The 12,310-nt window shown below is 75.3% G+C and carries 14 protein-coding genes and 1 riboswitch; of the genes, 9 read left to right on the forward strand and 5 right to left on the reverse strand.

The window, feature by feature from the left end; translation table 11 throughout:
• Positions 1-73 precede the first annotated feature (73 nt).
• The 6 genes from ACH4T9_RS22385 (at position 74) to ACH4T9_RS22410 (ending at position 3,982) form a co-directional block, all read left to right on the forward strand.
• Positions 74-943: a type II secretion system F family protein gene (locus ACH4T9_RS22385; RefSeq protein WP_396672053.1), complete on the forward strand. Its 870-nt coding sequence runs from the start codon at positions 74-76 to the stop codon at positions 941-943.
• A gap of 29 nt (positions 944-972) precedes the next feature.
• A complete protein-coding gene (locus tag ACH4T9_RS22390; protein ID WP_396671655.1) occupies positions 973-1,176 on the forward strand; it encodes a hypothetical protein in 204 nt (67 codons plus the stop codon).
• A 158-nt stretch (positions 1,177-1,334) separates the two neighbouring features.
• On the forward strand, positions 1,335-1,745 hold the full coding sequence (locus ACH4T9_RS22395) for a TadE/TadG family type IV pilus assembly protein (RefSeq protein ID WP_396672054.1): 411 nt from the start codon (positions 1,335-1,337) through the stop codon (positions 1,743-1,745).
• A 62-nt stretch (positions 1,746-1,807) separates the two neighbouring features.
• Positions 1,808-2,377: a TadE/TadG family type IV pilus assembly protein gene (locus ACH4T9_RS22400; protein ID WP_396672055.1), complete on the forward strand. Its 570-nt coding sequence runs from the start codon at positions 1,808-1,810 to the stop codon at positions 2,375-2,377.
• The gene (locus ACH4T9_RS22405) at positions 2,374-2,805 is read left to right on the forward strand and encodes a hypothetical protein (RefSeq protein WP_396671656.1); all 432 of its coding nucleotides are present in this window, start codon (positions 2,374-2,376) and stop codon (positions 2,803-2,805) included. The genes ACH4T9_RS22400 and ACH4T9_RS22405 overlap by 4 nt, the downstream gene beginning before the upstream one ends.
• 16 nt (positions 2,806-2,821) lie before the next feature.
• The gene (locus ACH4T9_RS22410) at positions 2,822-3,982 is read left to right on the forward strand and encodes a LysM peptidoglycan-binding domain-containing protein (RefSeq protein ID WP_396671657.1); all 1,161 of its coding nucleotides are present in this window, start codon (positions 2,822-2,824) and stop codon (positions 3,980-3,982) included.
• A gap of 201 nt (positions 3,983-4,183) precedes the next feature.
• Here the strand turns inward: ACH4T9_RS22410 and ACH4T9_RS22415 are convergent, their stop codons facing one another.
• From ACH4T9_RS22415 to bluB, 3 genes are all read right to left on the reverse strand, one after another.
• The gene (locus tag ACH4T9_RS22415; RefSeq protein WP_396671658.1) at positions 4,184-5,035 is read right to left on the reverse strand and encodes a DUF2231 domain-containing protein; all 852 of its coding nucleotides are present in this window, start codon (positions 5,033-5,035) and stop codon (positions 4,184-4,186) included.
• Positions 5,036-5,217: 182 nt separating this feature from the next.
• Entirely contained in the window at positions 5,218-5,562 is a 345-nt protein-coding gene (locus ACH4T9_RS22420) for a hypothetical protein (protein ID WP_396671659.1), read from the reverse strand.
• A gap of 68 nt (positions 5,563-5,630) precedes the next feature.
• Complete coding sequence (bluB, locus tag ACH4T9_RS22425; RefSeq protein WP_396671660.1) at positions 5,631-6,275, reverse strand: 5,6-dimethylbenzimidazole synthase; 645 nt, start codon at positions 6,273-6,275, stop codon at positions 5,631-5,633.
• Positions 6,276-6,309: 34 nt separating this feature from the next.
• Positions 6,310-6,509, reverse strand: a riboswitch (cobalamin riboswitch).
• A 194-nt stretch (positions 6,510-6,703) separates the two neighbouring features.
• On the opposite strand from bluB, the gene ACH4T9_RS22430 reads away from it, so the two are divergent.
• Positions 6,704-7,471, forward strand: coding sequence for a crotonase/enoyl-CoA hydratase family protein (locus ACH4T9_RS22430; protein ID WP_396671661.1), 768 nt, complete (start codon positions 6,704-6,706; stop codon positions 7,469-7,471).
• 62 nt (positions 7,472-7,533) lie between these two features.
• Here the strand turns inward: ACH4T9_RS22430 and ACH4T9_RS22435 are convergent, their stop codons facing one another.
• The gene (locus ACH4T9_RS22435; RefSeq protein ID WP_396672056.1) at positions 7,534-8,979 is read right to left on the reverse strand and encodes a dihydrolipoyl dehydrogenase family protein; all 1,446 of its coding nucleotides are present in this window, start codon (positions 8,977-8,979) and stop codon (positions 7,534-7,536) included.
• Between the two features lie 84 nt (positions 8,980-9,063).
• On the opposite strand from ACH4T9_RS22435, the gene ACH4T9_RS22440 reads away from it, so the two are divergent.
• On the forward strand, positions 9,064-10,128 hold the full coding sequence (locus ACH4T9_RS22440) for a serine hydrolase domain-containing protein (RefSeq protein ID WP_396671662.1): 1,065 nt from the start codon (positions 9,064-9,066) through the stop codon (positions 10,126-10,128).
• A gap of 15 nt (positions 10,129-10,143) precedes the next feature.
• Here ACH4T9_RS22440 and ACH4T9_RS22445 read toward each other — a convergent pair whose 3' ends face one another.
• Positions 10,144-11,067, reverse strand: a complete 924-nt coding sequence (locus tag ACH4T9_RS22445) for a phytoene/squalene synthase family protein (RefSeq protein ID WP_396671663.1) — start codon at positions 11,065-11,067, stop codon at positions 10,144-10,146.
• A 66-nt stretch (positions 11,068-11,133) separates the two neighbouring features.
• Here ACH4T9_RS22445 and ACH4T9_RS22450 point away from each other — a divergent pair, with 66 nt between their 5' ends.
• Positions 11,134-12,288, forward strand: a complete 1,155-nt coding sequence (locus tag ACH4T9_RS22450; protein ID WP_396671664.1) for a polyprenyl synthetase family protein — start codon at positions 11,134-11,136, stop codon at positions 12,286-12,288.
• Positions 12,289-12,310 lie beyond the last annotated feature (22 nt).

Raw genomic sequence — 12,310 nt, forward strand, 5'->3', positions numbered from 1 at the left:
AAAGGCGGCACCCCGTGAGCGCGAGGAGTGAGCTTGCGAGCCCCGCAGCCGCGAACGAAAGGTGGCACCGGTGATCCTCAACTGGCAGCTCACCGTGGCCGTCTGCGGCGGCGCGGCGGTGGGGTTCGGGGTCTTCCTGGTGGTCCGGGAGGCGCTGCCGGCCGCACCGGCGCTCGGCCCCGCGCTGCGCCGGCTGCACCAGCCGCCGGGCACCGGCCGGACCGCCGCGAGCGGTGCGCAACGCCTCGACTGGGTCGGCGGGCTGGCCCGCTGGCTGCGTCCGCCGCACCGGCAGCTCGCCCTGATCGACCGCACCCCGGAGCAGTACGCCCTGTCCCTGCTGCTCTCCGCGCTGGTCGGCCTGGTCACCCCGACCCTGGCCGGTGCGGTGCTCTTCCTCGGCGGGGTGTCCGTGCCGGTGTTCGTACCGCTGCTGGGGAGCCTGGGGATGGCGCTGGTCGCCGCCCTGGTGGCGCACCGCAGCGTGCTGACCCGCGCGGACGCTGCCCGGGACGAGTTCCGCCAGGCGGTCTGCACCTATCTGGACCTGGTGGCGTTGCAGCTCTCCGCCGCGCACGGCCCGGTGCAGGCCCTGGAGCGGGCCGCGGCGGTCTGCGACGGCTGGGTCTTCGACCGGATCCGGGAGTCGCTGCGGATCGCCCAGATGCAGATGCACTCGCCCTGGGACGAGCTGCGCGAGCTGGCCGAGAAGATCGGCATCCCGGAGCTGGGCGACGTCGGGGCGATCATGCGCTCCGCCGGCAGCGAGGGCGCGCAGGTGCACGAGACGCTGCGCAGCCGGGCCGACTCGCTGCGCGACCAGATCCGCACCGACAACCTGGCCCGGGCCGAGGCGGTCACCAGCCGGCTGGACATCCCCGGCTCACTGCTGGTCTTCGTGCTGCTCGGCTTCGCCATCTACCCGTTCCTCGCCCGGTTGTGAAACCCCTCCCCAGTTCGAAGGAGCACGTCATGCATCTCATCGCCTATCTGCACATCGCGTTGACGACGCGGCTGGCCGAGCTGCGCCGCGACGGCGAGCGCGGCGACAGCCCGGTGCCGACCGCCGTGATCATCGCCGGCCTGGTCACCGTCGCCATGGCGGTCACCGCCCTCGCCCTGACCAAGGCCAACAGCTGGATGAACGCCATCCCGGACGGCGGGTCGAAACCGTGACGGGCCGCCCCGCACGCGCGGACCGGAGCCGGTCGGCACCCGCCGACCGGCCCACCGGCCTGCGCGCACCGGGGCGGGCCCGCGACGGCGTACGGCGGCGACCGGGCGGGTGGGCGCGCGGCAGCGTACGGCGGCCACCCGGGGAGGCGTCCTGGGGGCTGCTGGCCGGGGCCCGGCGGAGACTCGCCGACGGCCCGGCCGAGCGGGGCGCCAACCCGGTGGAACTGGCCGTCGTGATGCCGGCGATCCTGGTACTGCTCTTCGCCTCGATCCAGGCCGCCGCCTGGTTCGTCGCCCGGGCCACCGCGCTGAACGCCGCGCAGAGCGCGGTCAACGCCCAGCGCGTCCTTCAGGCTCCCGACGGGGCCGGGGAACAGCAGGCGACCGACTTCCTCACCTCGGCAGGTGACTGGCTGGTCGGCTGGGACTCGCCGGGGCCGGACTGCGTGACGGCCGCCACCGAGGTGACCTGCACGGTGACCGGCACCGCCCTGTCGGTAGTCCCCTGGGTCAGCTTCCCGGTGCGGCAGACCGCCCACGGCACGGTCGAACGGTGGACGACGGGATGAGCGGCGTGCGGAGACGTGACGTGCCGGCCGACGACCGACGCCGATTCCGGGCCGCCCGGCTCCTGCGGCAGGCGCGGGACGCGGTCCGCGGCCGACGCCGCCCCGGCGCCGGTCCGGACGCCGCCCACCGCCCAGGTCGGGACGAGGGTGGCCCGCCGGGCACCCGCTCACGGCGGGACGAACGCGGTTCGGTCGCCGTCGAGGTGGCCGTGCTCGCCCCGGCGTTCCTCGCGCTGCTCGTGCTGGCCGGCGTGGCCGGGCGTACGGCGATCGCCCAGGAGGCGATCGAGTCGGCGGCGCACGATGCCGCCCGGGCCGCCTCCATCTCCCGGGACGCCGCCACCGCCCGGCAGCAGGCCCTGGCCGCCGCGAGCAACCAGCTCGACTGGCAGCGGGCGAACTGCGCCGGCCAGCCGACGCTCACCTTCAGCGGCTCGGTCGACGGCGATGCGGTCAGCTTCGACGAGGCCTTCGCCAGCGATCCCGGCGAGCCCGCCGCCGTCACCGTGTGGGTGGCCTGCACGGTCTCCTTCGCCGACATCGACCTGTCGCTGCTGCCGGCGATGCCGACCAACCGGACGATCTCGGCCGCCTTCACCTCACCGCTGGACCGCTACCGGAGCAGGTCGTGACCGCCGGCCGGCTCCGCGGCGACGACGGCAGGGTCAGCCTGTTCCTCGCGGCGGGGATGATCGGCGTCCTCGCGATCATCGGGCTGGCCTTCGACGGCGCCGGTCAGCTGCGGTCCATGCAGCGGGCCGACAACCTGGCCGCGGAGGCGGCCCGGACCGGCGGCCAGGCCATCGACCGGGCGAAGGCCATCGAGGGCGGGCCCAAGGTGATCGACCAGGTGGCCGCCAGGGCTGCGGTGAACAGCTACCTCGCCGCGGCGGACGTGACCGCCTCCTCCGTCGAGTTCCCGGTCGTCGGCGGGGAGACCCTCATCCGGGTGCACGTCACGGTCACCTACGACCGGTACATGCTCGGCTTCTTCGGCTTCGGCAACACCGTCACCGTCTCCGGTGAGGCCACCGCGCGGGCCCTCACCGAGGACCCGTAGGAAGGGAAGGAACGCCATGGCCGCACCGGGTCGCTCCGCCGCACGGCGGACCGGACAGGTCCTCACCGGGTTCGGCGCGCTGGTCGTGCTGATCGCGGTGCTGGTCGGGGGGCCGGTGGCGCTGATCGCGTTCGCCGGCAACCCGCTCCCCGACCAGGTACCCACCCTCGCCGAGATCGGCGTCACGCTGACCAGCCGGGACGACGGCCAACTGTTCCTGCGGGCGCTGGCCCTGGTCGGCTGGTTCGGCTGGGCCACCTTCGCCTTCTCGGTGCTCGTGGAGTTGGGCGCGCAGTCGCTGCGCCGACCGGCACCCCGGCTGCCCGGAATCAGCCGGCAGCAGCGGGCCGCGGCGGCGCTGGTCGGCTCGGTGGCCCTGATCATCGCGGCGAGCCCGGCGGCGGCCAGCGCGGCGACGGTGCTGGCCGGCCCGTACCCGACGGTGGCGCAGCCGGCCGTCGCCGCGGCGGCCCCGATGGCCCGGCCGGTCAGCGCGACACTTCCGGTCGGCGCGCGGACGGCGCCGCCGGTCGTGGTCACCACGGCGGCCCAGCTACCCGAGCCGGTGGAGCCGACGGTGTACCAGGTGGCGAAGGGCGATTACCTGGGCGAGGTCGCCGAGCGCTACCTCGACGACTTCGACCGGTACCGGGACGTGGCGAAGCTGAACGGGCTGCACGACCCCGACCGGATCCGCCCGGGGCAGCTCATCAGGCTGCCCGACGGCGCGGGCGACGCCGGGGCCCGTACGCACGCCACCGGCCGGCTGGTGGTCCGGCCCACGGCCCCCGCCCCCGGCGGCGCGGTCACTCCCCCGCCGGCGACCCCGGCCACCCCGCCGGCTGCCGAAGCTCCGGCGACCCCGGCGGCGACGCCGCCGGCCACCCGCCCGGCGCCCGCGCCGTCGGCCACCCAACCGTCGGCCGAGTCGACCCGCGGCAGCCAGCAGGTGGCCCAGCCGCCCTCCGGGCCGCAGCCGGCGATGGCCGCTGGGGCGTCCCGGGCGAGCGAGGAGGACCAGGTGAACCGTCCGCTCGCGGTCTCGGCGGTGCTCGCCGTGGCCAGCATCGTCGGGGCACAGATCGGCGCGGTCCTCGGGCTGCGCCGCCGGCCGGGCATCGCCCGGGCCGCCGCCGGCGCGCGGGCCCTGGTCTCCGGCCGGCACCGCCGGAACTGACGCCGGCCGCCCCCACCCCGCCTCCCCTGCGCGCACTTTCACGGAATGTGTGGCCATGGCGCGCGCCGATGCCACACATTCCGTGAAAGTGCGCGCAGGGCGGGCCCGGCGGGGTGGCGGGAGCGGGGTGGCGGGAGCGGGGTGGCGGGAGCGGGGTGGCGGGAGCGGGGTGGCGGGAGCGGGGTGGCGGGAGCGGAAAGCTCAGGGCAGTCGGGCCTGCAACACCCCGTCGACCACCCGGGTCGGCAGGATCTGCTGGTCGTTCCCGGACGGCCCGTGCATGACCTCGCCCCCGTTGAGCCGGAAGGCGCTGCCGTGCCACGGGCAGACCACGCAGGCGTGCCCGTCGATCTCGGTGACCTCGCCCTCGCCGAGCGGACCGCCCTGGTGCGGGCAGTGCTCCAGCATCACGGTGACCTCGTCGCCGTGCCGGTAGAGGATGACCGAAACGTCGTCCACCTCGCGGGTGACCAGCTTCCGCTGCGGCAGCATGGCCATGTCCGCGAGCGGGTGCCAGCCGTCACTGATCCGGTTCAGCTCGGACACGCTCTGGTTGACCTGGGCCCCCTGCTTGTACGCCAGGTGCCCCCCGAGGTAGGCCCCCGCGCTCGCCGCGGTCAGCCCGAGGTACGCCAGCGCCCGCCCGGTCCCGTGCCGCCCACGCAGCCGGGCGGCCAGCGAGCCGGCGTACAGGGCCAGGCCGACGGTGTTGGAGGCGGCGTGCACCAGGCCGACCCGGCGCTGGTCCCGGGTGAGGGCCGCCCAGTCGTTCAGCCCCGCGACCGCCGCCGGGAGGGCGCCGACCGTGCCCAGCCCGACCAGCGTGGTGGCCGCCCGACGCTGACCGGGCATGAGGTCCAGCACGGCGGCGCTGATCCAGGCGCCCACCGGCACCTGCACCAGCGCCGGGTGCAGCGGATGCCCGAGGAAGACGCCGTGCAGCAGGTCGCGCACCCGCTGCGGGCGGATGGTGGCCTGGACGGCGCGCTGCAACCGGTCCCCGACCCGGTCCAGCGCCGGATTCTGTTCGATTCTCGTCAAGAGTGCCCGCATCCCGTCCGACTTCCCGGCAGGAGCGGTCGCAAACCGGTCGGCGGTGACGAGCTTGTCGCCGTGCGTGTCGGCCGGCCGTCCGGGGACGCGGCCGACACCGTCGCCGACCCGCACGTCACCGCCCCGGGTGCCGACGGTGGGGTCCCGCGCCACCGACCGCCCGGCGGCGCGGGACCCGGCGACTACTGCCAGGGGCCGCTGCGGCAGATGAACCTACCGGTGTCGCTGTACTGGGTCACGCTGCCGTCGAAGTAGCTGTAGCTGACCCGCACCTGCAGGCCGATGTTGGAGAAGGGGCAGCTGGCGAAGAGCGTCGGTCCGGCGCTCGTGAAGGTCCCGACGCTGCCGGAGTACCAGGTGACCGTCCAGGTCGTCGTGCCGGTGCTGGTGGCGTCGCAGTAGAACTGCGACGCGCCGGACTCGCAGAAGGGCGCGGGGGCGCTGGCCAGGGCCGGGGTGGCTACGGCGGCGGTCAGGCCGAGGGTGGTGAGGACGGAGGCGAGCAGGACCCTGACGGTGGCACGCATGAAGATCCTCCCGAACGTAGCGGGTTGAGGACTGAGGGTGAATGCCACGCTATCTCAGCAATCGAGGTTCATGAATCAGCCGTTCGCCGGTCGGTCGCCGCCCAACGGTCGTGGTGCACCGCCTCGGCGAGGGGACGCTTCCGCCGCCACCCGTGCCGTTCCAGGTCCGGCACGGTCGCCAGGTGGGTGACTGGCCCGAGGCAGAGCCACGCCACCGGCCGGATGCCGTCCGGGATACCGAGCAGCCCGGCCAGGAACGGTTCCCGGTAGAAGGAGACCCAACCGACGCCGAGCCCTTCGGCGGTGGCGGCGAGCCACAGGTTCTGGATGGCCAGGCAGACCGAGTAGAGCCCGGCGTCGGCGATGGCGTGCCGCCCGAGGACGGCCGGGCCGCCCCGCGCCGGGTCGTAGGTGACCACGATCGACAGGGTCGACTCCAGCACTCCGTCGATCTTGATCCGGGCGAACCGCTCGGCCGCCTCGCCGTCGAGGGTGGCAGCGAACGTGTCCCGTTCGGCCTGGACGTGCTCGTGGAACCGGCGGCGGATCCCGGCGTCCCGGACCAGGACGAAGTCCCACGGCTGCGAGTAGCCGACGCTGGGCGCGGCGTGCGCCGCGTCGAGGATCCGGTGCAGGGTGTCCGCCGGCACCGGCTCTCCGGTGAACTCGGCCCGGACGTCCCGGCGGCGGTGGATGGTGTCGTAGATGTCCACAGGCAGGCTCCCGCTGCGCTCGGCCCACCGCTGTGGTGGGCACCCGACGCGAGGCCGGTCTTCGGACTCCCGGATCGACGCCCGACCGTCCGCCTTCCCAGCCGTGCGGCCAGTGGCTGCGCGTGACGCGCGTGGACGGCGGCTCCCCGGTCACCGCGGCGGGCCCGTGCCGGATTCCCACCGGCTTCCCGATTCTCCCCGCAGGCGCGGGGCACCTCACATGATCGTGCCGCCGCCGATGGTAGCGCCGCGCCCGGTGCCGGCCGGCCCGGCTCCGCCCGTGCGCCGTCGGGGCGGACGGGCCGCTACGGTCGATGTCGGGGTGTCCACCACCACCCCGAGGGCCGGCCCGCCGGCCACCTCGGCCCGCACCGCCGGCCCGGCGGCCCGCGGCCGAGGGTCGAGCCGCCCGACCAGGAGGGACGCCGATGGGGGTACGGATCGAAAGCGCCGGGGCCATAACCACGGTGATCCTGGACCGGCCGTCGGCCCGCAACGCCGTCGACGGGTCGACCGCCCGGGCCCTGGCCGACGCGTTCCGCGCCTTCGATGCCGATTCGGAGGCGGCGGTGGCCGTGCTCTGGGGGGCGGGCGGGACGTTCTGCGCCGGCGCGGACCTGAAGGCGATCGGCACCCCCGGCGGCAACCGGGTCGAGCCCGACGGCGACAGTCCGATGGGCCCGACGCGGATGCGACTGTCCAAGCCGGTGATCGCGGCGATCTCCGGGTACGCCGTGGCCGGCGGGCTGGAACTGGCCCTCTGGTGCGACCTGCGGGTGGCCGAGTCCGACGCGGTGCTCGGGGTCTTCTGCCGGCGCTGGGGGGTGCCGCTGGTCGACGGGGGGACCTTCCGGCTGCCCAGGCTGATCGGCGAGAGCCGGGCGATGGACCTGATCCTCACCGGCCGACCGGTGCCGGCCGAGGAGGCGTACGCGATGGGTCTGGTGAACCGGCTGGTCGCGCCGGGTGAGGCCCGGGTGGAGGCCGAGCGGCTGGCCGCCGGGATCGCCCGCCACCCGCAGACCTGCCTGCGCAACGACCGGGCGGCGGTGCTGGCCGGCGCCAACCTGACCGAGCCGGAGGCCTTCGCGGTCGAGCTGGCCCACGGCGCGGAGTCGCTGGCGGCCGACGCGGCGGCGGGCGCGGCCCGCTTCGCCGCGGGCTCCGGCCGGCACGGCGCACCCGCGTCTCCCTGATCGTCCGCACCGCACCGGCACGACGCCGTGCGCGTCGGACGATCCGAGAACCAGCGGCGGCGCTACCTCAGCTTGCGCAGGGCGTCCTCGATGGCGCGGTGGAACGTCGGATACGCGTAGATCATGTTCCGGAGCTGGGTCAACGGGACCGCCGCGTGTACCGCCACCACCAGGCCCGACAGCACCTCGCCGCCGGCCGGGCCGACCGAGGTCGCGCCGACCAGGACGCCCCGGTCGGCGTCGGCGACCAGCTTGATCAGTCCGTCGGCCCGGTGGATCCAGCCCCGGGTGGACGAGCCGAGCTGGCTCACGCCGACCTGCACGTTGATGCCGCGCTCGCGGGCCTGCCGCTCGGTCAGCCCGACCGCGCCCACCTCGGGGTCGGTGAAGGTGACCCGGGGCAGCGCCCGGTAGTCGGCGTGCGGCACGCCACCGGCGATCCCCGCCCCCGCCGTGCTCGCCGCGCCGCCGACCGCGCTGGCGGTGCCGCTGGCGTCCGGGCCGGACCGCGCCCGCCGGGCGTGGTCGAGCACGTCGGCGACCACGATGGCCGCCTGGTACATGGCGATGTGGGTGAACGCGCCCTCGCCGGTCAGGTCGCCGACCGCCCAGAGGCCCTCGGCGGCGCGCATCCGGTCGTCGACGGCGAGGTACCGCTGGGACGGGTCCACCCCGACGCCGTCCAGCCCCAACTCGTCGAGGTGCGCCCGCCGGCCGGTCACCACCAGCAGCTTCTCGGCGGTGAACTCGACGCCGCCGGCCGCGCTCAGGGTGAACGCCCGCCCGTCGTGGTCGACCCGCTCGGCCTTCACCCCGGTGGAGATCCGCACCCCGTCCGCGCGCAGCGCGGCGGCGGCCACCTCGGACGCCTCGGGCTCCTCGACGGCGAGCACCCGGTCCGCCGCCTCGATCACCGTCACCGCCACCCCGAACCGGGCGAAGACCTGGGCCAGCTCCAGCCCGATCGCGCCGCCGCCGAGCACGAGCAGCGACCCGGGCAGCTCCTCGACCTCGACTGCCTGGTGGTTCGTCCAGTACGGGGTGTCGGCGAGCCCGGCGATCGGCGGCACGGAGGGCCGGGTGCCGGTGCCGAGCACGATCCCGTGCCGGGCCTGGAAGACCTGGTCGCCGACGCGTACCCGGCCGGGGCCGTCGAGCCGGCCGCTGCCGCGCACGAACCGGCCGCCCTTGCCGGTGAACCGTTCCACCGCAACCCGGTCGTCCCAGGTGTCGGTGGCCTCCGCGCGGATCCGCTTCGCCACCGGCGCCCAGTCCGGCTGGACCTGGGCCGTGCCGGCGAACTCGTTGACCCGCCGGGCCTCGGCGACCGCGTTCGCCGCCCGGATCATCATCTTGCTCGGGATGCACCCCCAGTACGGGCACTCCCCGCCGACCAGGCTCCGCTCGATGCCGACGACGTCGAGGCCCGCCTCGGCGAGGCGCCCGGCCACCTCCTCGCCGCCGACGCCGAGCCCGACCACGACCACGTCCACCAGTTCCGCTTCCACCATGCCGCCAGCATTCCGCACCGCGCCACCGCACCGCACCGTGTCGCCATGTCGGTGCCCGCGCGTCTCCCCTACCGTGGCCGGATGCGCCCACGCTTCGGCCCGGTCCGGGACTGCTTCCACGACCTGTTCTCCGCCGGCCGGGAGACGGGGGCCGGTCTCGCCGTCTGGTACGACGGCCGGCCGGTCGTCGACCTCGTCGCCGGCGCCGGCCGGCCGGGTCGGCAGTGGGCGCCGGACACCCTGGTCAACGTGTACTCGGTCGGCAAGCCGGTGGCCGCGCTGTGCCTGCTGGCGCTGGTCGACCGGGGCCGGATCGACCTCGACGACCCAGTCGCCGACCACTGGCCGGGGTTCCGCGCCCCGGCGACCGTCCGGCAGGTGCTCAGCCACACCGCCGGGCTGCCGGCGTTTCCGGTGCCCCGCCCGGCCGGGGCGGTCGCCGACTGGGACCTGCTCTGCGCCGACCTGGCCGCCGCCGAGCCGCAGTGGGAGCCGGGGTCGGTCGCGGGCGAGCACGCCTGGACGTACGGGCACCTGGTGGGCGAGCTGGTGCGGCGGGTGGACGGGCGGCCGGTGGGCCGGTTCCTGGCCGAGGAGATCGCCGGCCCGTGGCGGCTCGACCTGGCCTTCGGCCTGGACGCGGCGGACCAACGGCGGTGCGCCGAGCTGTCGTACGCCGATCCGGGCTGGCCGGCCCGGGCGCTGGGCGAGCCGGGGTCGCTGCGGGCCCGGGCGCTGGGCAACCCGGCGGGCGGGCTGGACCTGGCGGTGCTGAACAGCCCGCTGTGGCGGGGCGCGGAGATGCCGGCGGTGAACCTGCACGGCACCGCCGCCGCCCTGGCCCGCCTCTACGCCGGCCTGCTGGCCGGCGGCGTCCTGGACGGGGTGCGCCTGTTCGGCCCGGACCTGGTCGCCGAGGCGACCCGGACCCAGTACGACGGCCCAGACCTGGTGCTGGACCGCCGGGCCTGCTGGACGCTGGGCATGCAGCGGGAGCCGGACGGGAGCTGGGGCATGGGCGGGATCGGCGGCAGCAGCGCCTGGGCCGACCCGGAACGGGGCTACACGTTCGCGTACGCCACCGCCCGGCTCGCCGACCACGACCGGGTCGACGAGCTGGTGGAGGCCCTGCACTCCTGCCTGTGACGAGGCGCACCGGGCTCAGGTCCGGCCAACCGCCAGCCCCGGCCCGGGAACCACGACCGGGGTGCCGGCCGGGGTGAGTATGGCCCGCCCGGCGACGGCCATCCGTCGCCGCCGGGGCACCAGCGCCCGCCGGGCGAACACGTCGTAGTCCTGGGCGGCCACCTCGTCGAGGATGCCGCCGTAGAGCACGTACGCGGTCCGCATGCAGGCCTGCGAGGCGGGCGACAGCAGGGTGACGCCCGGGGCGGCGGCCTCGTAGTGAGCCTGGGCGCGGGTCACCTCGTACTCGATCAGCTCGCGGATTTTCGGGCTGGTGCGACGGCGCGCGGCGGCGGTGTACAGGTCCCCGCGGGTGACATCGAACTTGGCAAGGTCCTCGTCCGGCAGGTACGTCCGGCCGCGCGTCAGGTCCTCGGCCACGTCCCGGATGAAGTTGGTGAGCTGGAAGGCGAGGCCGAGCTGGCGGGCCGGCTCCCGGGCGGCGGCGGGGTCGGAGCTGCCGAGGATCGGCAGCATCATGGTGCCGATGACGGCGGCCGAGCCCTCCATGTAGTCGAGCAGGTCGCCGTAGGTCGGGTACGCGGTGACCGTCAGGTCCATCGCCATGCTGCGCAGAAACGACGCGAAGTCGGACCGGTCGAGGTCGAAGACGGCGATGGTGTGCAGCACGGCGGGCAGCAGCGGGTCGTCGACCGGGGCGCCGTGCAGCCCGGCCAGGAAACGGGCCGACCAGTCGTCGAGCCGGGCGGACCGCTCGGCGGGCGGCAGGTCCTCGGTGCGGTCGACGATCTCGTCGGCGTACCGGGTGAATCCGTACAGGGCGTGCACGTGTCGCCGTTTCCAGGCGGGAAGCAGCCGGGTGGCGAGATAGTAGGTGCGGCCATGATGTTTGTGCAGGTCACGGCAGCGGCCATAGGCGGCGGCGAGGTCGGTGTCCACTGACCCTCCTCTGACTATCGACGCAGGAATCGACGCAACTCGTAACCCTAGGGTACGCTCGCCCACATGGCCAACGACGCAGTTGTGGGTGACACCCTCCGCGTCGCACCGGCACAGCCGGAAGCGACGGACGATCCGGTCCGCGGCGTGCTGGCCGCGTTCGCCAACGACCTGGCCCGGGGGGTGGACGACACCCTCACGACGTTCCTGGCCGCCGAGGTCGCCTCGCTCACCGAGATCGACGCGGAGATGGGTGGCTTCGCCTCGACCGCGCGCGACTGCGTGCTGGCCGGCGGCAAGCGGGTCCGCCCGACCTTCGCGTACTGGGGGTGGCGGGGCGGCGCGGGCGGCGACGAGCCGCTCCAGACGGTGCTGCCGGCGCTGGCGGCCCTGGAACTGCTGCACACGTTCGCGCTCGTGCACGACGACGTGATGGACGCCTCCGACACCCGGCGCGGCCGGCCGACAGCGCACCGGGCCGCCGCCGCCCGGCACGTCGCCGCCGGGCACGCCGGCGACCCCGACCGGTTCGGCGAGTCGGTGGCCGTGCTCATCGGCGACCTCTGCATGGTCTGGGCCGACCGGCTGATGTCCCGCGCCGCCGTGCCGCCGGCGCGACTGCTCGACGTCCGGCACTGCTACGACCGGATGCGGGTCGAGACGATCGCCGGGCAGTACCTCGACGTCCTGGGCGAGAACGACGCGGCGAACTGGTCGGTGGACCGGGCGCTGCGGGTGGCCCGCTACAAGACGGCCAGCTACACCGTCCAGCGGCCACTGCTCTTCGGCGCCTGCCTGGCCGGCGCCAGCACCGACGCGCCGCTGACCGCCGCGTACACCCGCTACGGCCTGGCCGTCGGCGAGGCGTTCCAGCTCCGCGACGACCTGCTCGGGGTCTACGGTGACCCGGTGACCACCGGCAAGCCGGCCGGCGACGACCTGCGCAGCGGCAAGCCGACCGCGCTGCTGATGTTGGCCCGACAGTTCGCCACCCCGGCGCAGCGTCGGGCGCTGGACCGGGCCGGCGCGGTCACCGGAGCCCGGGAGATGTCCCGGCTGGCCCAGTTGGTCGCCGACACCGGGGCGGTCGCCCGGGTCGAGCGGATGATCTCCGACCGGGTCGCCGAGGCGCTGGCCGCGCTGGACACCGCGCCGATCGACGAGACCGCGCGCACCGCGCTGACGGGCCTCGCCACCGCCACCACCGACCGGCGGGCATGATGAGCGACATTTCGAAGGAGGT

This window comes from Micromonospora sp. NPDC020750, from assembly GCF_044334565.1.
Classification (GTDB): domain Bacteria; phylum Actinomycetota; class Actinomycetes; order Mycobacteriales; family Micromonosporaceae; genus Micromonospora.